Source organism: Kosakonia sp. (genome assembly GCF_032052965.1).
Classification (GTDB): Bacteria; Pseudomonadota; Gammaproteobacteria; order Enterobacterales; family Enterobacteriaceae; genus Kosakonia.
On sequence record NZ_DAMBVN010000017.1, the window covers coordinates 82,586 to 106,446 of the forward strand.

General features: G+C 53.7%; 19 protein-coding genes and 1 riboswitch. Of the genes, 11 read left to right on the forward strand and 8 right to left on the reverse strand.

Annotated elements, in window-relative coordinates; genetic code table 11:
• Window positions 1–21 precede the first annotated feature (21 nt).
• Entirely contained in the window at window positions 22–339 is a 318-nt protein-coding gene (metJ, locus tag RTX30_RS18055) for a met regulon transcriptional regulator MetJ (RefSeq protein ID WP_015960995.1), read from the reverse strand.
• 268 nt (window positions 340–607) lie between these two features.
• Between metJ and metB the strand changes: the two genes are divergently transcribed.
• The 3 genes from metB to metF all read left to right on the forward strand — a co-directional run bounded on the left by metB (window position 608) and on the right by metF (window position 5,302).
• Window positions 608–1,768 (forward strand): cystathionine gamma-synthase, encoded by a 1,161-nt coding sequence (gene metB / locus RTX30_RS18060; protein WP_312691547.1) that lies wholly within the window; start codon window positions 608–610, stop codon window positions 1,766–1,768.
• 2 nt (window positions 1,769–1,770) lie between these two features.
• The gene (locus tag RTX30_RS18065) at window positions 1,771–4,203 is read left to right on the forward strand and encodes a bifunctional aspartate kinase/homoserine dehydrogenase II (RefSeq protein ID WP_312691548.1); all 2,433 of its coding nucleotides are present in this window, start codon (window positions 1,771–1,773) and stop codon (window positions 4,201–4,203) included.
• A gap of 208 nt (window positions 4,204–4,411) precedes the next feature.
• Window positions 4,412–5,302 (forward strand): methylenetetrahydrofolate reductase, encoded by an 891-nt coding sequence (gene metF / locus RTX30_RS18070; RefSeq protein ID WP_312691549.1) that lies wholly within the window; start codon window positions 4,412–4,414, stop codon window positions 5,300–5,302.
• 86 nt (window positions 5,303–5,388) lie between these two features.
• Here metF and RTX30_RS18075 read toward each other — a convergent pair whose 3' ends face one another.
• The 5 genes from RTX30_RS18075 to argE all read right to left on the reverse strand — a co-directional run bounded on the left by RTX30_RS18075 (window position 5,389) and on the right by argE (window position 12,412).
• Window positions 5,389–6,492 carry a glycerol dehydrogenase gene (locus RTX30_RS18075; protein ID WP_312691550.1) on the reverse strand — a complete coding sequence of 368 codons (1,104 nt, stop codon included), beginning with the start codon at window positions 6,490–6,492 and terminating at the stop codon, window positions 5,389–5,391.
• Between the two features lie 10 nt (window positions 6,493–6,502).
• The gene (gene fsa, locus RTX30_RS18080) at window positions 6,503–7,165 is read right to left on the reverse strand and encodes a fructose-6-phosphate aldolase (RefSeq protein WP_312691551.1); all 663 of its coding nucleotides are present in this window, start codon (window positions 7,163–7,165) and stop codon (window positions 6,503–6,505) included.
• Window positions 7,166–7,391: 226 nt separating this feature from the next.
• Window positions 7,392–8,252 (reverse strand): AraC family transcriptional regulator, encoded by an 861-nt coding sequence (locus RTX30_RS18085; RefSeq protein WP_312691552.1) that lies wholly within the window; start codon window positions 8,250–8,252, stop codon window positions 7,392–7,394.
• A 95-nt stretch (window positions 8,253–8,347) separates the two neighbouring features.
• Window positions 8,348–10,999: a phosphoenolpyruvate carboxylase gene (ppc, locus tag RTX30_RS18090; RefSeq protein ID WP_312691553.1), complete on the reverse strand. Its 2,652-nt coding sequence runs from the start codon at window positions 10,997–10,999 to the stop codon at window positions 8,348–8,350.
• Between the two features lie 261 nt (window positions 11,000–11,260).
• The gene (argE, locus tag RTX30_RS18095) at window positions 11,261–12,412 is read right to left on the reverse strand and encodes an acetylornithine deacetylase (RefSeq protein WP_312691554.1); all 1,152 of its coding nucleotides are present in this window, start codon (window positions 12,410–12,412) and stop codon (window positions 11,261–11,263) included.
• A gap of 169 nt (window positions 12,413–12,581) precedes the next feature.
• Here argE and argC point away from each other — a divergent pair, with 169 nt between their 5' ends.
• From argC to oxyR, 4 genes are all read left to right on the forward strand, one after another.
• Complete coding sequence (gene argC / locus RTX30_RS18100) at window positions 12,582–13,586, forward strand: N-acetyl-gamma-glutamyl-phosphate reductase (protein ID WP_312691555.1); 1,005 nt, start codon at window positions 12,582–12,584, stop codon at window positions 13,584–13,586.
• A 13-nt stretch (window positions 13,587–13,599) separates the two neighbouring features.
• On the forward strand, window positions 13,600–14,376 hold the full coding sequence (gene argB / locus RTX30_RS18105) for an acetylglutamate kinase (RefSeq protein WP_312691556.1): 777 nt from the start codon (window positions 13,600–13,602) through the stop codon (window positions 14,374–14,376).
• 106 nt (window positions 14,377–14,482) lie between these two features.
• Window positions 14,483–15,856 (forward strand): argininosuccinate lyase, encoded by a 1,374-nt coding sequence (gene argH / locus RTX30_RS18110; RefSeq protein WP_312691557.1) that lies wholly within the window; start codon window positions 14,483–14,485, stop codon window positions 15,854–15,856.
• Window positions 15,857–16,110: 254 nt separating this feature from the next.
• Window positions 16,111–17,028, forward strand: a complete 918-nt coding sequence (oxyR, locus tag RTX30_RS18115) for a DNA-binding transcriptional regulator OxyR (protein ID WP_312691558.1) — start codon at window positions 16,111–16,113, stop codon at window positions 17,026–17,028.
• On the opposite strand, the gene sthA is transcribed toward oxyR, so the two are convergent.
• Window positions 17,011–18,411 carry a Si-specific NAD(P)(+) transhydrogenase gene (gene sthA, locus RTX30_RS18120; RefSeq protein ID WP_312691559.1) on the reverse strand — a complete coding sequence of 467 codons (1,401 nt, stop codon included), beginning with the start codon at window positions 18,409–18,411 and terminating at the stop codon, window positions 17,011–17,013. The two genes, oxyR and sthA, sit on opposite strands and share 18 nt — an antisense overlap.
• A 196-nt stretch (window positions 18,412–18,607) precedes the next feature.
• Between sthA and fabR the strand changes: the two genes are divergently transcribed.
• Window positions 18,608–19,246 carry an HTH-type transcriptional repressor FabR gene (fabR, locus tag RTX30_RS18125; protein WP_312691560.1) on the forward strand — a complete coding sequence of 213 codons (639 nt, stop codon included), beginning with the start codon at window positions 18,608–18,610 and terminating at the stop codon, window positions 19,244–19,246.
• A gap of 10 nt (window positions 19,247–19,256) precedes the next feature.
• A complete protein-coding gene (locus RTX30_RS18130; protein WP_312691561.1) occupies window positions 19,257–19,619 on the forward strand; it encodes a YijD family membrane protein in 363 nt (120 codons plus the stop codon).
• 39 nt (window positions 19,620–19,658) lie between these two features.
• Here RTX30_RS18130 and trmA read toward each other — a convergent pair whose 3' ends face one another.
• Window positions 19,659–20,759, reverse strand: a complete 1,101-nt coding sequence (trmA, locus tag RTX30_RS18135) for a tRNA (uridine(54)-C5)-methyltransferase TrmA (RefSeq protein WP_312691562.1) — start codon at window positions 20,757–20,759, stop codon at window positions 19,659–19,661.
• A gap of 117 nt (window positions 20,760–20,876) precedes the next feature.
• Window positions 20,877–21,055: riboswitch (cobalamin riboswitch) on the forward strand.
• Between the two features lie 64 nt (window positions 21,056–21,119).
• On the opposite strand from trmA, the gene btuB reads away from it, so the two are divergent.
• On the forward strand, window positions 21,120–22,976 hold the full coding sequence (btuB, locus tag RTX30_RS18140; protein WP_312691563.1) for a TonB-dependent vitamin B12 receptor BtuB: 1,857 nt from the start codon (window positions 21,120–21,122) through the stop codon (window positions 22,974–22,976).
• Window positions 22,921–23,772 (forward strand): glutamate racemase, encoded by an 852-nt coding sequence (murI, locus tag RTX30_RS18145; protein ID WP_312691564.1) that lies wholly within the window; start codon window positions 22,921–22,923, stop codon window positions 23,770–23,772. Before btuB ends, murI begins: the two co-directional genes overlap by 56 nt.
• The last annotated feature ends 89 nt before the right edge of the window (window positions 23,773–23,861 follow it).

A 23,861-nucleotide genomic window follows, 5' to 3' on the forward strand; every position in this document is an offset into this window, starting at 1 on the left:
TTCTTCCGCCCTTTTTGTTTATCAGTATTCCCACGTATCCGGGTCGATACCCAGCTCGCGCATGATCACTTTTGCCGCTTCGGGAATTTCATCGCTGCGCTCTTTACGCAGATCTTCATCGTTTGGCAAAGGTTGACCCGTGAATGCATGCAAAAACGCCTCGCACAGCAGCTCGCTGTTGGTGGCGTGACGCAGGTTATTCACCTGACGACGAGTACGTTCATCAGTGAGGATCTTCAACACCTTAAGAGGAATGGAAACTGTAATTTTCTTTACTTGTTCACTCTTCTTGCCGTGCTCAGCGTATGGGCTGATATATTCGCCGCTCCATTCAGCCATGAGATACCTTTAATCCTCTCAGTCATTAGTCTAAGACTCAGGTCTCTGCACCTGAGCCATCATCCCGCGTAGTTTACCGTAGAGTCATCAACCTGACACGGTGTATCGCGTGGCGGTGTCATACTAAAGCATATAATTTTAACGGCTATTATGCCTTTGCTCAATCTATACGCAAAGAAGTTTAGATGTCCAGATGTATTGACGTCTATTGTTGCAGTGTTTACTCTGTGCGCAGACTTTTCATCCATTAAGCCAGGAAGCCTTCACCATGACGCGTAAACAGGCCACCATCGCAGTGCGTAGCGGATTGAACGATGACGAGCAGTACGGTTGCGTTGTCCCGCCGATCCACCTCTCCAGTACCTATAATTTCACCGGTTTTAATGAACCACGTGCGCATGATTATTCGCGTCGTGGCAACCCAACGCGTGATGTTGTGCAGCGTGCGCTGGCGGAACTGGAAGGCGGCGCAGGCGCGGTGATGACCAATACCGGCATGTCGGCTATCCATCTGGTGACCACCGTCTTTTTAAAACCGGGCGATTTATTGGTGGCACCGCACGATTGTTACGGCGGAAGTTATCGCCTGTTTGATAGTCTGGCAAAGCGTGGCTGTTACCGTGTGCGATTTGTCGATCAGGGGGATGAGAAGGCGCTGAAAGCCGCGCTGGCAGAAAAACCGAAACTGTTGCTGGTCGAAAGCCCGAGCAACCCATTGTTGCGTGTCGTGGATATTGCGAAAATCTGTCAGCTCGCCAGGGAAGCTGGCGCTGTCAGCGTTGTGGACAATACGTTCCTGAGCCCGGCGTTGCAAAACCCGCTGGCACTGGGTGCCGATCTGGTTTTGCACTCTTGCACCAAATACCTGAACGGGCATTCCGATGTGGTGGCAGGCGTGGTGATCGCTAAAGATGAAGCCACTGTCACTGAACTGGCATGGTGGGCGAATAACATTGGCGTCACCGGAAGCGCCTTCGACAGTTATCTGTTGCTGCGTGGCCTGCGCACATTGTCGCCGCGTATGGAAGTCGCCCAGCGTAATGCCCAGGCGATCGTTGATTTCCTGAAAGAGCAACCGCTGGTGAAAAAGTTGTACCATCCTTCTTTGCCGGATAATCAGGGGCATGAAATTGCTGCGCGCCAACAAAAAGGCTTTGGTGCGATGTTAAGTTTTGAACTGGATGGCGACGAGCAGACGCTGCGCCGCTTTCTGAGCGGGTTATCGCTCTTTACGCTGGCAGAATCGTTAGGCGGGGTCGAAAGCCTCATCTCGCATGCCGCCACGATGACCCATGCGGGCATGGCGCCGGAAGCGCGTGCCGCCGCCGGGATCTCTGAGACGCTGTTACGCATCTCTACCGGTATCGAAGATAGTGAAGATCTAATTGCCGATCTGGAAAATGGCTTCCGGATCGCCGCTGAGGGGTAAACATGAGTGTGATTGCGCAGGCAGGGACGAAGGCTCGTCAACTGCACAAATTTGGTGGGAGTAGTCTGGCTGATGTGAAATGTTACCTGCGTGTCGCAGGGATCATGGCGGAATATTCGCAACCGGGCGACATGATGGTCGTTTCGGCTGCAGGCAGCACCACCAACCAGTTGATTAACTGGCTTAAATTAAGCCAGACCGATCGCCTCTCTGCGCATCAGGTTCAGCAATCGCTGCGGCGTTATCAAAGCGATTTGATCGCCGGGCTGTTACCCGCCGACATTGCCGACGGGTTAACCAGCGAATTCATTCACGATCTTGAGCACCTTGCCGGGCTGTTGGATACCGGTATTACTGACGCTGTTTATGCGGAAGTGGTCGGTCACGGTGAAATCTGGTCGGCACGTTTAATGTCGGCGGTATTAAATCATCAGGGTCTGGACGCCGCCTGGCTCGATGCCCGCGATTTCCTGCGCGCCGAGCGCGCCGCACAACCGCAGGTGAACGAAGGGGCTTCGTACCCGTTATTGCAACAACGTCTGGCGCAATACCCAGGAAAACGCATTGTGGTGACGGGTTTTATTAGCCGCAACGAGGCGGGTGAAACGGTACTGCTGGGTCGAAATGGTTCTGACTATTCGGCGACGCAAATCGGCGCGCTGGGTGATGTAGCCCGCGTGACCATCTGGAGTGATGTGGCAGGGGTCTACAGCGCGGACCCGCGCAAAGTGAAAGATGCCTGTTTGTTACCGCTGCTGCGGCTGGATGAAGCCAGCGAGCTGGCGCGCCTGGCGGCGCCGGTACTGCATGCCCGTACTCTGCAGCCTGTTTCCGCCAGCAATATCGATTTGCAACTGCGCTGTAGCTACACGCCAGAACAAGGATCAACGCGTATTGAACGCGTGCTGGCATCCGGTACGGGAGCGCGTATTGTCACCAGCCATGATGACGTTTGCCTGATTGAGTTCCTGGTGCCATCGGGGCAGGATTTTAAGCTGGCACAAAAAGAGATAGATGTTGTCCTGAAACGTGCGCAGGTGCGTCCGCTGGCGATCGGGGCGCATGCTGACCGTAACCTGTTGCAACTCTGCTACACCTCGGAAGTAGTGGATAGTGTCTTTAAACTGCTGGACGAAGCCGGTCTGCCGGGCGAACTGCGCCTGCGTCAGGGGCTGGCGCTGGTGGCGATGGTCGGCGCAGGCGTCTGCCGTAATCCGTTGCATAGCCACCGTTTTTGGCAACAGCTGAAAGGCCAGCCAGTAGAATTTATCTGGCAGTCCGACGAAGGAATCAGCCTGGTGGCCGTGTTGCGCGTCGGGCCAACCGAGAGCCTCATTCAGGGGCTGCACCAGTCGTTGTTCCGTGCAGAGAAGCGCATTGGTTTGATGCTGTTCGGCAAAGGCAATATCGGTTCGCGCTGGCTGGAGCTTTTCTCTCGCGAACAGAGCGCGTTATCCGCGCGTACTGGTTTTGAATATGTTCTGGCGGGCGTGGTGGACAGCCGCCGCAGTCTGCTGAGCTATGACGGGCTGGACGCCAGTCGTGCGCTGGCCTTTTTTAATGATGAAGCGGTTGAACAGGATGAAGAAGCTCTGTTCCTGTGGATGCGCGCTCACCCGTATGACGATCTGGTGGTGCTGGATGTCACTGCCAGTTCACAACTTGCCGATCAGTATCTGGATTTCGCCAGCCACGGCTTTCATGTGATCAGCGCCAATAAACTGGCAGGTGCCAGCACCAGTGACAAATATCGCCAAATCCATGATGCGTTCGAAAAAACGGGGCGCCACTGGTTATATAACGCGACAGTCGGTGCCGGGTTGCCGGTTAACCACACCGTGCGCGACCTGCGCGAAAGCGGTGATGTCATCCTGGCGATCAGCGGTATTTTCTCCGGCACGCTCTCCTGGCTGTTTTTGCAGTTTGACGGCTCTGTACCCTTTACGGATTTGGTCGATCAGGCCTGGCAGCAGGGGCTGACGGAGCCAGATCCGCGAGTTGATCTCTCCGGTAAAGATGTGATGCGTAAACTGGTTATCCTGGCACGCGAAGCGGGCTATGACATTGAACCGGATCAGGTGCGTGTGGAGTCGCTGGTGCCATCGGGCTGTGAGGAAGGGTCTGTTGATCACTTCTTTGAAAATGGCGATGAACTTAATGACCAGATGTTGCAACGTCTTGAAGCCGCCCGCGAAATGGGGCTGGTGCTGCGTTACGTAGCCCGCTTTGACGCGAACGGTAAAGCGCGGGTAGGCGTTGAAGCTGTGCGACCAGAGCACCCGTTGGCGTCACTGCTGCCTTGCGATAACGTCTTTGCCATCGAAAGCCGCTGGTATCGTGATAACCCGCTGGTGATCCGCGGGCCAGGCGCGGGCCGTGATGTGACTGCCGGGGCTATCCAGTCTGATATCAATCGCCTGGCGCAACTGTTGTAGTTCTTCACACGTTTTCCCCTCTCTCCGCACAGAGAGGGGCTTCCCTCAGGTCATGAATCTTTTTCATCTTCGCTGAACATTCCTCACTCATAATAATGATTTTCCTGTTGACGACTTAACCGTTTTCCGTCATTTTTACATCTGGACGTCTAAACGTATAGAAGTTCACAAAACAACAAACCCTGATATGCGATTGATGAGGTAAGGTATGAGCTTTTTTCACGCCAACCAGCGGGAAGCCCTGAATCAGAGCCTGGCAGAAGTACATGGCCAGATTAATGTTTCCTTTGAATTTTTCCCGCCGCGCACCAGTGAAATGGAACAGACCTTATGGCACTCCATCGATCGTTTAAGCAGCCTGAAGCCGAAATTCGTTTCGGTGACATATGGCGCGAACTCCGGCGAGCGGGATCGTACCCACAGCATCATTAAAGGCATTAAAGATCGTACGGGTCTTGAAGCGGTACCACACCTGACCTGCATTGATGCCACTCGTGATGAGCTGCGCACCATCGCACAGGATTACTGGGATAGCGGTATCCGCCATATTGTGGCGCTGCGCGGTGACCTGCCTCCTGGCGGCGGTAAACCAGAGATGTATGCCGCCGACCTGGTCACCCTGCTGAAAGAGGTGGCCGACTTTGATATTTCTGTTGCGGCCTACCCGGAAGTGCATCCGGAAGCGAAGAGCGCGCAGGCCGATTTGTTGAACCTCAAGCGTAAAGTCGAGGCTGGCGCCAGCCGCGCGATCACCCAATTCTTCTTCGATGTGGAAAGCTACCTGCGTTTTCGCGATCGCTGTGCCGCGACAGGCATTGATGTAGAGATTGTTCCGGGTATTCTGCCGGTGTCCAACTTCAAGCAGGCAAAGAAATTTGCGGATATGACGAATGTGCGTATCCCGGCATGGATGTCACAAATGTTTGCCGGGCTGGATGACGATGCAGAAACCCGCAAACTGGTTGGTGCCAATATCGCAATGGATATGGTGAAGATTTTAAGTCGTGAAGGGGTGAAAGACTTTCATTTCTACACACTGAACCGGGCCGAAATGAGTTACGCCATCTGCCATACGTTGGGTGTGCGTCCGGCGGTATAAACGGAGCAAATGCCGAAACTCTCCGGCCAGTAACACTTCTCAGGCCCGGTAATCGCCAGCATTACTGGGCCTGTTGCTTTTAAGGTTTATTCCCACTCATCTAAAAAAAGCTGACCATATTTGTCTGCCACCCGCAGCGCTGCATAGACCTGATCGGGCGTTGCGCCACCGGGCATATTGTGAATGGTTTCACCCTCGGCACAGGCCGCCTGCGCCACAATACGCATTTTGTCTTCAATATCGGTTTTGATATCCAATTGTGCCAGAGTGATCGGCAGACCGACGGCGTGGCATAGCGCTGCGACCGTTTCGATCTCGTCCTGCGGCGCATTTTCCAGCACCAACTGTGTTAAAGCGCCAAAAGCCACTTTCTCGCCATGGTAGTAATGGTGTGCGTCCGGGATCGCGGTTAAGCCATTATGAATGGCATGCGCCGCCGCCAGTCCACCGCTTTCAAAGCCAACGCCACTCAGGTAAGTATTGGCCTCTACAATGCGTTCCAGCGCCGGCGTAACAACATGCAGCTCAGCCGCCAGCATGGCTTTTTTGCCTTCTTCTATCAGCGTGTTATAGCAGAGTTCCGCCAGGGCGAGTGCAGCCTGAGTACACTGGCCGCCTGCCATGGTTTTTGCGCCGCTGCGCGAGCAGGCCCGGGCTTCAAACCAGGTGGCCAGCGCATCGCCGATCCCTGCCGCCAGTAAACGTGCCGGGGCACGAGCAATAATGCTGGTATCCACAATAACCCGATCCGGGTTATTGGGAAGCAGCAGGTAACGATCAAATTCCCCCTCGTCCGTGTAGATCACAGACAGTGCGCTGCAGGGGGCGTCAGTCGAAGCGAGCGTTGGGGCGATAGCCACCGGCACGTGCAGAAAATGTGCCAGCGCTTTGGCGGTATCCAGCGTTTTGCCTCCGCCAATACCCAGTACTGCCCCGCAATGGGCGTTTTGCGCAATGCCGCGCAGCCTGTCGATCTCATTTTGTGAACATTCCCCGCCAAAGGGCGCGATTTCACATGACAATCCGGCATCTGTCAGGCTTTTTTCAAGCGTCTGCCGGGCGAAACCTAAAACGAATTTATCACCGACGACCAGCCAGCGTTCGGCCAGTGGTTTGAGATAGTCACCGAGACGGGTGATGACATCGGCACCCTGGATATACTTACCTGGCGCCTGGATGACACGATCCATATACTCCTCCTTACAGGTTGAGGTTGCCAAAAGCTGTTTTCCAGTCCTGTTCAAACTTCTCCACCGCTGACTCTACTGCTGGCGTATTGAGCATTTGTTGCGCTACATCTAAAGGGAGTGTGATTGCTTCGCATCCTGCCAGCAGGCAATCGAGCGCCTGACGTGGCGTTTTGAAGCTGGCGGCCAGCACTTTACTGCCCGGTGCGTGGCGTTCCAGCAGGGTTTGCAGCTCCTTGACCATACGAATACCGTCGCCACCCTGTGCGTCGACACGGTTAACGTACGGTGCGACATATTTCGCGCCGGCAAGCGCGGCGAGCAGGCCCTGCGCTGCGCTGTAGACCGCCGTTCCCAGTGTCTCAATGCCCTCTTTTTTTAACTGTTTAATGGCGGCAAGGCCCTGTGTCGTGACCGGAATTTTCACCACAAGGCCAGGCACGGCATTATTCAGCCGTTTTGCTTCGGCTACCATGCCCTCTGCTTCGCGACTCATCACTTGCGCAAATAGCGTACCTTCCGGACCGATAGCCTGTTGCAGGCGCGGTAACACTTCCCACACAGAGACTTTGCCTGCAGCAATAATGCTGGGGTTCGTTGTAACGCCTGCAAGAGGATAAATGTGCGCCAGACGTTCCACTTCTGCCACGTTGGCTGTATCCAGGTAGAGTTCCATGATGTTTCCTCGTATGTCGTTTCTGACAACAGCATACGAGCGACAGGGCAGCCGTTGCCATATCACAAACCTGCCAAATACTGGACAAATGTCATCTCTATGGATAAGTGTGATTTACTTCACAAATCAATATGGGTATTGATACGGTGCGATATCGGGGCATGATCGGGATGAAAAAAGGGATACTGAGTGTACAAAAATCCAGAAAAAGTGGCTTTTATCCAGACTAATCTTCCTCAGAGAGCTTCTCGCTGAGTTGGCTGTGATAGTGCCGACGGTATTCAGAGGGCGAGCGTTCAGTATTCTTGCGGAACAGGCGGCAAAAATAGTTGCTATCAACAAAGCCGCAAGTATGGGCCACTTCTTTTATTTTCAGATCGTAACCTTTGAGCAGCGTTTTGGCATGTTCCAGCCGGGTATGGTTGAGGTATTCATTAAAACCGATCGTGCCGGTTTTCTGGAACAGATGGGAAAGATAGTTGGGTGAAATGTAAAACGCCTGTGCCACGGATTCGCGGGTAACCGGCATCGCATAATGTTCATCAATGTAATCACGAATGGCTTCAAACAGCGCCTGGCTACGGGAGGCGGTTTGGATCTGGCTTCCCAGTAAATCGCTACAGTGGCTCAGAAGACTGGCGACAATCAACCGCGCAGTTTGCTGCTCCTGCGGTTGCATTTGGATTTCGTGCAAAGTTTGTAGCAAAAAAGAGCCAATACGTGGTCCACGCCGGGCAACGTGCTGTTTTGCCACATTATTCACAGTAGCGCCATCCCATTGCGTCACGCTAAAGCCCAGTTGTTGCTTGCCAAACAGTATGCTTAACGTGGTGGCGGGTGCCTGCCATTGTGGCTGCGTCCAGCCGCCTGCGGGAATATACAGCACATCATGTTGCGCCATCCGCCTGTTTTCTCCCGCGATCCCGTCATCCGTCAGTGTGCCTTCCAGTACAATTTCCAGCCGTGGGAAATCAACCTGCAATGCCTGTGCGGGTGCCGCGCCAGATGCCCCGGCAAAGTGGATTTTGCGCAACGGCAGTGGGCCGTTAATCAGGCGGGAGAGAAGATGGCTGACATCAAGGCTCATAATATTCCCCGGTGGAGACGCGAAGGGGACAACCTTAACCGCGCGCAAAAAAAAAGGCCACAACAGCGGTGGCCTTTTGCGATAACCGATAAAAATTAGCCTGTGTTACGCATACCAGCCGCAACCCCAGCGATGGTGACCATCAGCGCCTGTTCAACACGCTGATCCGACTCTTTACCTTCTTGCTCCGCCTGGCGTGAACGGTGCAACAGCTCTGCCTGGAGAACGTTTAACGGGTCTGTGTAGATATTACGTAACTGGATAGACTCCGCAATCCATGGCAGATCCGCCATCAGATGAGAGTCGTTAGCGATATCCAGTACCACTTTAATGTCGGCTTCCAGCAGCTTACGCAGTTCGGTACCCAGCGCCCACAGCTCTGGTTTAACCAGTCGCTGATCGTAGTATTCCGCCAGCCAGAGATCCGCTTTAGAGAAGACCATTTCCAGCATGCCAAGGCGGGTAGAGAAGAATGGCCAGTCACGGCACATTGCTTCCAGTTCGCTCTGCTTGCCATTTTCCACCACTTTTTGCAGTGCTGCGCCTGCGCCCAGCCAGGCCGGAAGCATAAGGCGGTTCTGCGTCCAGGCGAAAATCCACGGGATGGCACGCAGCGACTCGACGCCGCCAGTAGGGCGACGTTTTGCCGGACGGGAACCGAGTGGCAGTTTACCCAGCTCCTGCTCCGGTGTTGCGGAACGGAAATAGGGTACGAAGTCTTTGTTTTCGCGCACATAGCCGCGATACATCTCGCAGGAGGTATCGGAAAGCTCATCCATAATATGACGCCATTCGGCTTTCGGCTCCGGCGGTGGCAGCAGGTTCGCTTCCAGAATCGCGCTGGTATACAGCGAGAGGCTGCTGATGGTGATTTCCGGCAGACCATATTTAAAGCGGATCATTTCGCCCTGTTCGGTCACGCGCAGCCCGCCTTTCAGGCTACCTGGCGGTTGGGAGAGCAGCGCTGCATGTGCCGGTGCGCCGCCGCGGCCGATAGAGCCGCCGCGACCGTGGAACAGCGTCAGTTCGATACCGGCTTTTTCGCAGGTTTTGATCAGTGCGTCTTGTGCCTGGTATTGCGCCCAGCTTGCCGCCATTACGCCCGCGTCTTTTGCCGAGTCGGAATAGCCAATCATCACCATCTGTTTGCCCTGAATAAAGCCGCGATACCAGTCGATGTTTAACAACTGGGTCATGACGTCATCGGCATTGTTCAGGTCATCCAGCGTTTCAAACAGCGGTGCGACCGGGAGCGCAAAACCAATCCCGGCCTCTTTGAGCAGCAGGTGTACCGCCAGCACATCAGACGGTGTTTTCGCCATGGAGATCACATACGCGGCGATAGATCCGCGCGGCGCTTCGGCGATCACCCGGCAGGTTTCCAGCACTTCACGGGTTTCGTCACTTGGCTCCCACTGACGTGGCAGCAACGGACGCTTGGAATTCAGTTCGCGGATCAGGAAAGCCTGCTTGTCGGCTTCAGACCAGCTTTCATAATCGCCAATGCCGAGGTAGCGGGTCAGTTCGCCCAGCGCTTCGGTATGACGGGTGCTTTCCTGACGAATATCGATTCGTACCAGCGGAACGCCGAAGCACTTCACGCGGCGCAGAGTATCGAGTAGCTCGCCATTCGCGATAATGCCCATCCCGCAGGCTTGCAGCGATTTATAACAGGCGTACAGCGGTTCCCACAGTTGCTCATTTTGCGTAAGCAACCCGGCCGGTTTTGGCAGCTTCTGACCTTTCAGGCGCGCTTCCAGCCAGGCTTGCGTTGCCATCAAATCGCTACGCAGCTTTTTCATCAGATAGCGGTACGGCTCGCGTGCGCCTTCGGCGCCTGCCAGCTCGCGCAGCTCGTCGGTGCATTCAACCATCGACAGTTCAGAGATCAGCAACTGAATATCTTTCAGGAACAGATCGGTCGCTTTCCAGCGGCTCAGCAGTAGCGCGTGACGGGTAATATCCGCCGTGACGTTCGGGTTACCGTCGCGGTCGCCACCCATCCAGGAGGTAAAGCGCACCGGTACAAAGTCCACCGGTAGCTTGTAATTGAGGTTATCTTCCAGTTGTTCGTTCAGCTCGCGCAGGTAGTTTGGCACCCCTTCCCACAGGCTGTTTTCTACCACGGCAAAGCCCCATTTGGCTTCGTCGATGGGGCTCGGGCGATAGCTGCGGATCTCATCAGTATGCCAGGATTGGGCAATCAACTGACGCAGACGGCGCATTAACTGGTGGCGCTCGTAATCGGCCAGATCGGTGTTATCCAGCTGTTTTAAGCAGGCATTCACTTCCACCATTTTGTGAATAAGCGTGCGGCGGGTGATCTCGGTCGGGTGGGCGGTGAGCACCAGTTCCAGCGACAGAGACTCCACGGCTTTGGTGATTGTGGCTTCGTTGAGATTCGGTTGGTCTTTCAGTTTTCTGAGGGTGCGGGCAATCACTTCCGGGTTATTGGCGGCTTCGCCCTTTGCGGAGATGCTGTGGTATTGCTCAGCGGTGTTAGCCAGATTCAAAAACTGGCTGAACGCACGCGCTACGGGTAGCAGCTCGTCAGTAGACAGGTTCTGCAAGGTGTTGAGCAGTTCCTGACGATTGGCTTCGTTGCCGGCACGAGAAGATTTAGACAGCTTACGGATTGTTTCTACACGGTCGAGAATGTTCTCACCCAGTGCATCTTTGATGGTATCTCCCAGCAGTTTGCCGAGCATACTGACATTACTACGCAACGCGGAATATTGTTCGTTCATGTTACCCCAGACACCCCATCTCATTTTATTTTGTTATATCTGCCGTTGAGCAGATATAAGACACCGCCTTTTATAAAGCCACGTAAAACCCACCACGTCAATTGTTGCGAAATCGCTTCAGCAAACGAATAAATGTCGACAATTTACGAAATTTAATTCGCATTCTGTCAGATAAGTTTCGCTTATGAAAACGTGACAGTTGTCACGTCGGGAAGCTCATCAAAAACCCCCTCATGCGAGGGGGCGAAAGGCGAGACGGGTTTAATGCCAACAGAAATGATGGACAACCTGGGTGATCAGTTCACGGGTGGGTTTGATAAAACGCGTTTCTAAATATTCATCAGGCTGATGAGCCTGGTTAATGGAACCTGGGCCCAGTACCAGCGTTGGACACAGCGTCTGAATAAAGGGCGCTTCGGTGCAGTAGTTCACTACCTCGGTTTGAACGCCGAGCAACTTCTCCACGACTTCCACCAGTTTATGATCCGGCGGGCACTCGTAGCCCGGAATTGGCGGATGCAGCTCGGAGACCGTCAGGCGGCCAGGCCAGCGGGAACTGACGGGTTCCAGCGCATCGTTCAGCAGGCCGTTTAAATCATTCAGCGTCATGCCTGGCAGCGGACGGATATCCATATGCAATTCGCAACAGGCGCAAATACGGTTCGCTGCATCACCACCGTGAATATGTCCAAGATTCAGCGTTGGATATGGCACGGTAAAGGCATCGTAGTGATAACGCGCTTTCAGGCTGTCGCGCAGTTGCAAAATATGGCCAATAGCTTCATGCATCAGTTCAATCGCATTCACACCTCGCGCCGGATCGCTTGAGTGGCCGGACTGACCCAGAATACGAACGGCATTCGAGATATGGCCTTTGTGTGCCCGTACCGGTTGTAAAGAGGTCGGCTCACCAATGATGGCGCAGTCTGGGCGCAAGGTTGTGTGCTCAGAAAAGTAACGTGCGCCCGCCATACTGGTTTCTTCATCGGCGGTTGCCAGCACGTAAAGCGGCTTGCTAAGTTTTGTCACATCGACGTCACGCAACGCATCGAGAATAAAGGCAAAAAAGCCCTTCATATCGGCCGTGCCGAGGCCGTAGAGCTTGTTATCGTGTTCCGTCAGCGTAAAGGGATCGCGCGTCCAGCGTCCGTCATCAAAGGGAACGGTGTCGGTGTGGCCTGTTAATAGCAATCCGCCAGCGCCAGTACCGGCACTGGCCAGCATGTTGAATTTATTGCGTGTGCCAGGCACCGGTTGCACTTCAACATTGAAGCCGAGATCGCCAAACCAGCCAGCCAGCAAATTGATTAAAGACGCATTGCTTTGATCCAGCGCTTCTTCCGTTGCGCTGATCGACGGCGTGGCAATCAGGGCGCGGTAAATCTCGATAAATGGCGGCAAATTCATTTTCATTGTTGACATACCTGAGTTCGTGATAGTATCAATATTCATGCACTAAATGTGAATAAAAATACATTAATGTTGAGCGTAAGGGAACCCATCCGGCGACTTTGCTCAGCGACGCGGGATTGATGCCGAGTCTCTCCCTGACACACATGACGTAAGAAGGTAAACCGCCCCAATGTTGAACACATTAATTGTGGGCGCCAGCGGTTACGCCGGCGCAGAGCTAGTGACCTATGTAAATCGCCATCCTCATATGAACATAACCGCTTTGACGGTTTCTGCGCAAAGTAATGATGCTGGAAAATGTATCTCCGATTTACATCCGCAGTTGAAAGGCATTGTTGATCTTCCGTTGCAGCCGATGTCCGACATTGGGGAGTTTCTGGAAGGTGTGGATGTCGTCTTTCTGGCGACGGCGCACGAAGTGAGCCACGATCTCGCGCCAGCGTGTCTGGCGGCGGGTTGTGTCGTGTTTGATCTCTCCGGTGCGTTTCGCGTTAACGACCCCGCGTTCTACAAAAAATTCTACGGTTTTACCCATCAGCATGCCGATCTGCTTGCGCAGGCCGTGTATGGGCTGGCGGAGTGGAACCACGATCAACTGAAAAATGCACAACTGATTGCCGTACCGGGCTGCTACCCGACGGCGGCGCAGTTGTCATTAAAACCGCTGATCGACGCCGGGCTACTGGATCTCAACCAGTGGCCAGTGATCAACGCCACCAGTGGCGTGAGCGGTGCAGGACGTAAGGCAGCGCTTTCCAACAGTTTCTGTGAAGTGAGCCTGCAGCCCTACGGTATTTTTAATCATCGTCATCAGCCGGAGATCGCTACACATCTCGGTACTGATGTGATTTTTACCCCACATCTGGCCAGCTTCCCGCGCGGTATTCTGGAAACGATCACCTGCCGTTTGCAGACGGGTGTGACCCACGCGCAGATTGCCGACGTGTTTAACCAGGCTTACGGGAAGAAACCGCTGGTGCGTCTGTATGAGAAAGGTGTTCCGGCGCTGAAAAATGTTGTTGGCCTGCCTTTTTGCGACATCGGCTTTGCCGTGCAGGGGGAACATTTGATTGTCGTCGCCACGGAAGATAACCTCCTGAAGGGCGCGGCGGCACAGGCAATGCAGTGTGCAAACATTCGTTTCGGCTATGCTGAAACCCAGTCACTTATTTAATTGAACAGGCGTGATGATGAATCCATTAATTATTAAGCTCGGTGGCGTACTGCTGGATAGCGAGGAAGCGCTGGAACGTTTGTTTACCGCACTGGTGCAATACCGCGAATCTCATCAGCGCCCGTTGGTTATCGTCCACGGTGGTGGGTGTGTGGTGGATGAGTTGATGAAACAGCTCAACCTGCCGGTGAAAAAGAAAAACGGTTTGCGTGTGACTCCCGCCGATCAGATTGACATTATTACCGGTGCGCTGGCCGGTACCGCCAACAAAACGCTGCTGGCCTGGGCGAAGAAGCATCATATTGCGTCTGTCGGTCTGTTCCTTGGGGATGGCGACAGCGTGAAAGTGACACAGCTTGACGAAGAACTGGGTCATGTTGGCCTGGCGCAGCCGGGTTCTCCGAAACTGATTAATGCATTGCTGGAGGGCGGCTTCCTGCCGGTGATCAGCTCTATCGGTGTGACCGATGAGGGCGATCTCATGAACGTTAATGCAGACCAGGCTGCGACCGCTCTGGCGGCAACGCTCGGCGCGGACCTGATCCTGCTCTCAGATGTCAGCGGCATTCTCGATGGTAAAGGGCAGCGTATTGCCGAAATGACTGCGGCTAAAGCAGAGCAACTGATTGCTCAGGGCATTATTACCGATGGCATGATCGTAAAAGTGAATGCGGCGCTGGATGCAGCGCGCACACTGGGCCGCCCGGTCGATATTGCCTCCTGGCGTCATGCTGAGCAGCTGCCAGCGCTGTTTAACGGCACGCCGATTGGTACGCGTATCCTGGCGTAATAGATGAAAACGCCCGGTGGCATAATCGCGCCGTGGCGAATTAACCTCCATGCCGGAAGCGCAACGCCATCCGGCTGTGAAACTCAAGAAATTAAGGAAGCATATTATGGCACTTTGGGGCGGGCGTTTTACTCAGGCTGCAGATCAACGGTTCAAACAGTTCAACGACTCTTTGCGCTTTGATTACCGCCTGGCGGAGCAGGATATCGTTGGCTCTGTGGCCTGGTCTAAAGCGCTGGTGACGGTGGGCGTGTTAACGCAGGCTGAACAACAGCAACTGGAAGAAGCGTTGCACGTTTTGCTGGAGGAAGTACAGGCCAATCCGCAACAGATCCTCGAAAGTGATGCAGAAGACATCCACAGCTGGGTAGAAGGCAAACTGATCGCCAAAGTGGGGCAACTGGGTAAAAAATTGCATACCGGGCGCAGCCGTAACGATCAGGTCGCTACCGATCTTAAGTTATGGTGTAAAGACACCGTAAGCGAACTGCTGATTGCCAACCGCCAGTTGCAAAATGCGCTGGTGGTGACGGCGGAAAATAATCAGGATGCCGTCATGCCCGGTTATACCCATCTGCAGCGTGCCCAACCGGTGACGTTTGCACACTGGGCGTTAGCTTACGTAGAAATGTTAGCCCGTGATGAAAGCCGCCTGCAGGACACGTTAAAGCGCCTGGATGTAAGCCCGTTGGGCTGCGGCGCGCTGGCAGGAACCGCTTACGAGATCGATCGTGAGCAACTGGCGGGCTGGCTGGGCTTTGCTTCGGCAACGCGCAACAGTCTGGACAGCGTTTCCGATCGTGATCATGTGCTGGAACTGCTGTCGGATGCTTCAATTGGTATGGTGCACCTGTCGCGTTTCGCCGAAGATCTGATTTTCTTTAACTCCGGTGAAGCGGGCTTCGTTGAGTTGTCTGACCGTGTCACCTCTGGCTCATCATTAATGCCGCAGAAGAAAAACCCGGATGCGCTGGAGCTGATCCGCGGAAAATGCGGCCGTGTTCAGGGGGCGCTGACCGGCATGATGATGACGCTGAAAGGTCTGCCGCTGGCCTACAACAAAGATATGCAGGAAGACAAAGAAGGGCTGTTCGACGCGCTGGATACCTGGCTCGACTGCCTGCATATGGCGGCGCTGGTGCTGGATGGAATTCAGGTGAAACGCCCACGTTGCCAGGAAGCGGCGCAACAGGGCTATGCAAACGCGACGGAACTGGCGGACTACCTGGTCGCGAAAGGCGTGCCGTTCCGTGAAGCGCACCATATTGTGGGTGAAGCGGTGGTCGAAGCCATCCGTCAGGGAAAACCGCTGGAAGCGTTGGCACTTGCCGACCTGCAGCAATTCAGCGCGGTGATCGGTGATGATGTGTACCCGATTCTGTCATTGCAATCCTGCCTTGATAAACGTGCAGCAAAAGGCGGCGTGTCGCCGGTGCAGGTGGCGCAGGCAATTGCCGATGCGAAGACGCGGCTGGTGTAACCCGCCTTTATCGAAAGAGAGCCTGGCCTGTGCCGGGCTTTTTTATGCAAAAAAAAAGCGGACACGGGGTCCGCAAAAGTTCACGTTGGCTTTAGTTGTTCAGAGAAACTTGAGGGTAAGCAGTCTTATCAAGGGTCAGTTGACGTTCCGCTTCGTTTCTGGAGTCAATTATTAAACAGAATGCTTGATAGGGATAATCGTTCGTTGCTATGCTATCTATCGCCATGAACTATCGTGGCGACGGAGGATGAATAATGAATATTCGTGATCTTGAATACCTGGTGGCGTTAGCTGAACACCGCCATTTTCGCCGGGCAGCCGATTCCTGCCATGTCAGCCAACCGACGCTGAGTGGGCAGATCCGTAAACTGGAAGATGAACTTGGCGTGATGCTGCTGGAACGCACCAGCCGCAAAGTGCTGTTTACCCAGGCGGGGTTGCTGCTGGTGGATCAGGCGCGCACTGTACTGCGCGAGGTCAAAGTGCTGAAGGAAATGGCAAGCCAGCAGGGGGAAACCATGTCCGGCCCGCTGCATATTGGTCTGATCCCCACCGTTGGGCCTTATCTGTTGCCGCAAATTATTCCGATGTTGCACCAGACTTTCCCGAAACTGGAAATGTATCTGCATGAAGCTCAGACGCACCAGCTACTGGCACAGCTGGACAGCGGTAAGCTTGATTGCGCCATTCTGGCGCTGGTGAAGGAGAGTGAAGCTTTTATCGAAGTTCCGCTGTTCGATGAACCGATGATGCTGGCGATTTATGAAGACCATCCCTGGGCGAACCGCGATTGCGTGCCGATGGCCGATCTGGCGGGTGAAAAACTGCTGATGCTGGAGGATGGGCACTGCCTGCGCGATCAGGCGATGGGTTTCTGTTTTGAAGCAGGCGCCGATGAAGATACCCACTTCCGCGCAACCAGTCTGGAAACGCTGCGTAATATGGTCGCAGCCGGGAGTGGCATCACGCTGTTGCCTTCGTTGGCCGTGCCGCGTGAGCGCAAACGCGATGGCGTGGTTTATCTGCCGTGCATTAAGCCCGAGCCGAAACGTACCGTTGGGCTTGTTTACCGCCCGGGATCACCGCTGCGCAGCCGCTATGAGCAGTTGGCAGAGGCCATCCGTAGCTCGATGGATGGCCATTTTGATAGTGCGTTAAAACAGGCGGTTTAAACCGTTTAGCGCCGCTACCCGGTAAGCTTCTGCCATTGTCGGGTAGTTAAAGGTGGTGTTAACGAAGTACTCAATGGTGTTACCACCGCCTTTCTGTTCCATGATGGCCTGGCCGATATGAATAATTTCGGCCGCGCGCTCGCCAAAGCAGTGAATACCCAAAATCTCTTTGGTTTCGCGATGGAACAGGATCTTCAACGTACCCACATTCATACCGACAATTTGCGCCCGCGCCAGGTGCTTAAACTGCGCGCGACCCACCTCATACGGCACTTTCATGGCAGTAAGCTGTTGCTCGGTTTTGCCCACTGAGCTGATTTCCGGAATGGTATAGATGCCAGTCGGAATATCTTCAATCAGATGTGCGGTTGCTTCACCTTTGATCATTGCCTGTGCGGCAATGCGTCCTTGATCGTAAGCCGCTGATGCCAGGCTTGGGTAACCGATCACATCACCGACTGCATACACATGCGGCAATGCAGTCTGGTACATGCTGTTGACCTTCAACTGGCCGCGACCGTCCGCTTCCAGGCCAATATTGCCCAGTTGCAGACTGTCGGTGTTGCCGGTACGCCCGTTTGCATAGAGTAAACAGTCTGCTTTCAGCTTCTTACCAGACTTAAGATGCATGATCACACCATCGTCCAGCGGTTCTATGCGCTCGTACTCTTCGTTATGACGGATCACGACGCCGCTGTTCCAGAAGTGATACGAGAGCGAATCTGACATCTCCTGATCGAGAAACGCCAGCAGACGATCCCGTGTGTTAATCAGATCCACTTTGACGTTCATTCCGCGGAAGATCGAAGCATATTCGCAACCGATCACCCCCGCGCCATAAATGATCACATGACGGGGTTCATGGTGCATATCCAGAATCGAGTCGCTGTCGTACACCCGTGGGTGGTTAAAATCGACATCAGTAGGGTGGTAAGGGCGCGAGCCGCAGGCAATAACAAATTTTTCGGCGGTGAGGGTTTCGACGGTACCGTCGTGACACTCCAGCGCCAGTGTGTGGTCATCAATAAAATGCGCGCTACCTTCTAAAATTTCACAGCGGTTGCGCTCATAAAAGCCCTGACGCATGCGCGTTTGCTGATTTATTACGCTTTCAGCATGGTTCAGGATATCGGCGAAAGAAGAACGAAGAAGGCGGGAGTGGTCGCTGTAGAGGGGGTTCTGATTGAACTCAATAATACGGCTGACTGCGTGGCGCAACGCTTTGGATGGTATGGTGCCCCAGTGCGTACAGCCGCCGCCGACGTTATGGTAGCGTTCTATCACCGCTACCCGTGCTCCGTTTTTAACCAGGCCCATAGCAGCGCCTTCGCCGCCGGGACCGGAGCCTATTACTATTGCATCATAATCGTAGGAATGTGGCATGGTAAGGCTTACCTGTTCTTATACATAAAAACAACATAATAGTAACATCATTGCCCTGATAACCCAATTATCGTTGTGCTTTTTTCAAGCGTAAGAGAAGAAACAGCGCGTAAACAATCAGTCACAATCCAGTACAATCGGATTAGATTTATTCTCTGGTATAGTGCCAGCTGGCCTTTGGAAGGATTCAAACATCGTGATGGGTGTAAGAGCGCAGCAAAAAGAAAAAACCCGGCGTTCGCTGGTAGAAGCCGCATTTAGCCAACTGAGTGCTGAGCGTAGCTTTGCCAGTCTGAGTCTGCGCGAGGTTGCCCGCGAGGCGGGGATCGCACCGACGTCATTTTACCGGCATTTTCGCGATGTAGATGAACTTGGCCTGACGATGGTGGATGAAAGCGGGTTAATGCTCCGCCAGCTGATGCGCCAGGCGCGCCAGCGAATCGCCAAAGGGGGTAGCGTGATCCGTACCTCCGTGTCTACATTTATGGAGTTTATCGGTAATAACCCCAACGCATTCAGGCTTCTGCTGCGAGAGCGCTCCGGTACGTCTTCCGCTTTTCGTGCGGCGGTTGCGCGCGAGATCCAGCATTTTATTGCGGAACTTGCCGACTATCTCGAACTCGAAAACCACATGCCGCGCGCTTTCACTGAAGCACAGGCTGAAGCGATGGTGACTATTGTGTTCAGCGCTGGCGCAGAAGCGTTAGATGTCGGTGCTGAACAACGCCGGCAATTAGAAGAGCGACTGGTGCTGCAACTGCGGATGATTTCCAAAGGCGCATATTACTGGTATCGCCGCGAGCAAGAAAAAATAGCGCATCAAATTGATGAGTAAAGGATGAGTAATGAAACAGTCAGGTCAAGATAAAGGTACGTTGCTGCTGGCGCTACTCGCTGGCTTGTCGATCAATGGAACGTTTGCCGCCATTTTTAGCTCCATTGTACCGTTTTCTGTTTTTCCGATTATCTCGCTGGTGCTGACGGTTTACTGCCTGCATCAGCGTTATCAAAACCGCACTATGCCTGTTGGCTTGCCGGGCCTTGCCGCCGCCTGCTTTATCCTTGGCGTGCTGCTGTACAGCACCGTTGTACGCGCAGAGTATCCGGCGATTGGCTCCAACTTCCTGCCTGCGGTACTGTCAGTGATCCTCGTATTCTGGATCGGCTTTCGTTTGCGCAACCGTAAACACGACGAAGCCTCTGAATGAGGCTTTCCCCTCATGCGTTGAGGGGAACCGCGTGGAGTCTTATTTGCGGGTAAGCAGCACACCGCATTCCATATGATGTGTGTAGGGAAACTGATCAAACAGGGCCAGACGCGAGATGTTATGTGTCTGGCTCAGCGTTTCCAGGTTCTTACACAGCGTTTCGGGGTTGCAGGAAATATAGAGGATACGCGGGTAGGCCTGCACCATTTTCTCGGTTTCTGCATCCAGCCCGCTACGCGGTGGATCGACGAAAATAGTCTCACACTGGTAGCTTTTCAAATCGATACCCTGCAGACGGTTAAACGCCCGCACGCCATTCATCGCTTGTGTAAATTCTTCAGCCGCCATGCGGATAATCTGCACATTATCAATATGATTCGCCGCAATATTGTACTGGGCCGCAGCGACTGACGGTTTAGCAATCTCGGTGGCCAGCACACGGTTGAAATTACGCGCCAGTGCCAGCGAGAAATTCCCGTTGCCACAGTATAATTCCAGCAGATCGCCGGTAGAACCGCGGGTCACGTCCAGCGCCCATTCCAGCATCTGAATATTCATAGCCGCGTTCGGCTGTGTGAAGCTGTTTTCTACCTGGCGGTAAATCATCTCTCTTCCGCCGACCGGTAGTCGCTCGTCGACATAATCTCTGTCGAGTTCGATTTTGGTTTTAGTGGCCCGGCCAATCAGCTGCACGTTCAGGTTTTGCGCACGCAGAGCATCCCGCAAACGGGTCGCTTCTGCCCGCCATTCCTCATCCAGTTTCTTGTGATACAGCAGACTGACGATAGCCTGGTTACTGACGGTACTCAGGTAATCAATCTGGAACAGTTTATGGCGCAGTACTTTATTCTTACGCACGGCTTCCAGCATCACGGTCATTAACTGGTTAATCAGTTCGCTGGCAGCGGGGAAGCTGTCCACGCGGATCCGTGATTTCGTCTGTTGATCAAAAATGATGTGATAAAGGTCGTCACCGTCATGCCAGATGCGGAACTCAGCGCGCATGCGGTAGTGGCTAACCGGTGAGCGGAACACCTCCGGCAGTGGCGCGGAAAAGGGCGTCATCATTGATTGCAGACGCACGACTTTTTCGGCCAGTTGGGCTTCGTATTGTTCTGTCGGCAGGTGTTCGGGAGTCATGATGTTTCCTGAGAGATTAAGAATAACGCGGGGATTGTAGGGGTTGCTCACGGGATGTCCAGTACCGGATGTTTTCTAAATACCCGCTTAGCAGTCTGGACATCCATATGTAACAGAATGTAGCATCCCTGTTCCGGTCCTGTGAGTTAAAAGGGAACCCAGTGTGAATCTGGGGCTGACGCGCAGCGGTAAGGATAAGGTGAGATGGTCGCGCAAGCAGACACTGCCAATGGTGGGAAGTCGCCGTCTCGTAATACCCCCAAGCCCGAAGACCTGCCGGAATACGTCGCATTTGGTTCACATCATCGCGTGCTATTGATGGAGCCTGCGGCATCCTTTTACTTTGTGGATGCTCTCACAATGATTAAAAAAGCTTCGCTGTTGACGGCGCTCTCCGTCACAGCTTTTTCCGGCTGGGCGCAAGATAGCAGTTCAGACAACCTGGTGGTGACAGCAAACCGTTTTCAACAACCTGTCAATACGGTACTGGCACCGACGGAAGTCGTGACGCGTGAAGATATCGATCGCTGGCAGGCCCGAACGTTAACGGATGTGATGCGCCGTTTGCCGGGTGTCGATGTGGCGGAAAACGGTGGCATGGGGCAAACAAGCTATATCTATATCCGTGGCGCAGAAGCGCGCCACACGCTGGTATTGATCGATGGTATTCCGCTGGCGAAGTCCGGTATTACCGGTATCGCCGACTTCAGCCAGATCCCCGTATCACTCATTGAACGAATCGAGATGATCCGAGGGCCACGTTCTGCCGTGTATGGCGCAGATGCCATTGGCGGTGTGATCAACATCATCACCCAGAACGCGACGCCAGGTGGAAAAATCGAGGCTGGCATCGGTTCTAATCACTACCAGAAATATGATGCGACAGTTCGCCAGAAACTGGGCGAGGATACTCTGGCAACCGTTGCTGGCTCCTTCAGCGATACGCGCGGCTATAACATTCGCCCACAATCGACTTACTCTGTGGATAGCGATCGCGACGGTTTTCGCAATAAAACCTTCTGGGCAGGCCTGAATCATCAGTTCAGTCAGGAAATTTCGGGGTTTGTGCGTGGCTACGGCTACAGCAACAAAACGGGCTATGATGCGGGCTATACCGATGGCGGTGATGAGCGCCAGGTCTATAACCACACCTATGAAACCGGGCTGACTTACAGCGGCGAGATCTTCTCCTCTCAACTGACCGGCAGTTATCAGCGCTATAAAGACTATAACTATGCGGGCACGTTAGGACTGTATAACGACGGCACCTCGCTGGATGATATGACCCAACGCAACCTGCAATGGGGTAACAGCCTGGCGCTGGGCGCGGGCACAGTCAGCGCAGGTATCGACTGGCAGCAGCAGAAACTGACCTCAGCAGATAACTATTACAGTAACAAATATAAACGGGATAACACCGGCTATTATCTGACGACGCAACAGCAGCTCGATAGCGTAACGCTTGAAGGTTCTGTCCGTGGCGATGATAACGATCAGTTTGGCTGGAATGGCACCTGGCAGGCAGCGGCAGGCTGGGAATTTGTGCCGGATTATCGTGTTACGGTTTCTTATGGTACCGGTTTCCAGGCACCGACTTTGGGGCAACTTTACGGGCAGGAGCGTCTTTTTATTGTTGCTAACCCGGACTTGAGTGCCGAGAAATCCCGTCAGGTTGAAGTTGGACTGGAAGGTCTGACCGGGCCGGTTAACTGGCGTCTGTCTGCTTATCAAAACAAAATCAAGAACCTGATCGATTACTACTACGATGAAGATACCTTCCTTGGCAGCTATTACAATATTCAATCTGCGACCATCAAAGGTGTTGAGTTAACAGGTAGCTTTGACACAGGAGTGATCAGCCATCGTATTACGCTGGGTTATCTTGATCCGCGCCGCGACAGTGACAATGAAGTGCTGGCTCACCGCTCACGTCAGCAATTCAAATATCAACTGGACTGGACACTGTTCGGACTGGACATGGATGCCGCGTGGCAATACTTTGGTAAGAGCTACAATAACAATACCAACCAGTTTGCGGACACGCAGCGCCGTATGTCGTCTTACAGCCTGGTTGATCTCTCTGCTTCATATCCTGTGACCTCAAACCTCACAGTTCGTGGTAAAATAGCTAACCTGTTCGATAAAGATTACGAGACAGTTTATGGCTATCGCACTGCAGGACGAGAATATACCTTGTCTGGCAGCTACACCTTCTGACGCACGTCCCACCGTCCTGGTGTTTGACTCCGGCGTCGGTGGGCTATCCGTTTATGATGAGATCCGGCATCTCCTGCCGGATCTGCATTTCATCTATGTTTTTGACAATGTCGCGTTTCCTTATGGGGAAAAAAGTGAAGCGTTTATCGTGGAGCGCGTTGTCGAAATCGTTACCGCCGTACAGGCACAATATCCCCTGGCGCTTGCAGTAATCGCCTGCAATACCGCGAGTACCGTCTCTTTGCCCGCGCTGCGCGAGAAATTCACTTTCCCGGTTGTGGGTGTGGTTCCGGCCATCAAACCTGCTGCGCGCTTAACGGCAAACGGTGTAGTAGGGCTGCTGGCGACCCGTGGAACGGTAAAACGCCCTTACACTCACGAGCTGATCTCACGCTTTGCGAATACGTGCCGCATTGAGATGTTGGGTTCGGCAGAGCTAGTGGTGCTGGCTGAGGGGAAACTGCATGGTGAGCCTGTACCGCTGGAGGAGTTGCGTCGTATCCTGCGTCCCTGGTTGCGTATGAGTGAGCCGCCAGACACGGTGGTGCTGGGGTGTACGCACTTCCCGTTATTGCAGGAAGAGTTGATGCAGGTGTTACCAGAAGGAACCCGGCTGGTGGATTCGGGAGCAGCTATCGCTCGCCGTACCGCCTGGTTGCTTGAGCATGAAGCGCCGGATGCCAAATCGACGGACGATAATATTGCGTACTGTATGGCGTTAACCCCGGAGACTGCACAATTATTGCCCGTTTTGCAGCGCTACGGCTTTAAATCGCTCGAAAAACTGGCGCTTTAGGGTTGGTTTGCACAAAAAAGAGACGGTTGATAACTTTTTTTAAATTAGGGGTTGTCAGCCGGAATTAACTCCCTATAATGCGCCTCCAC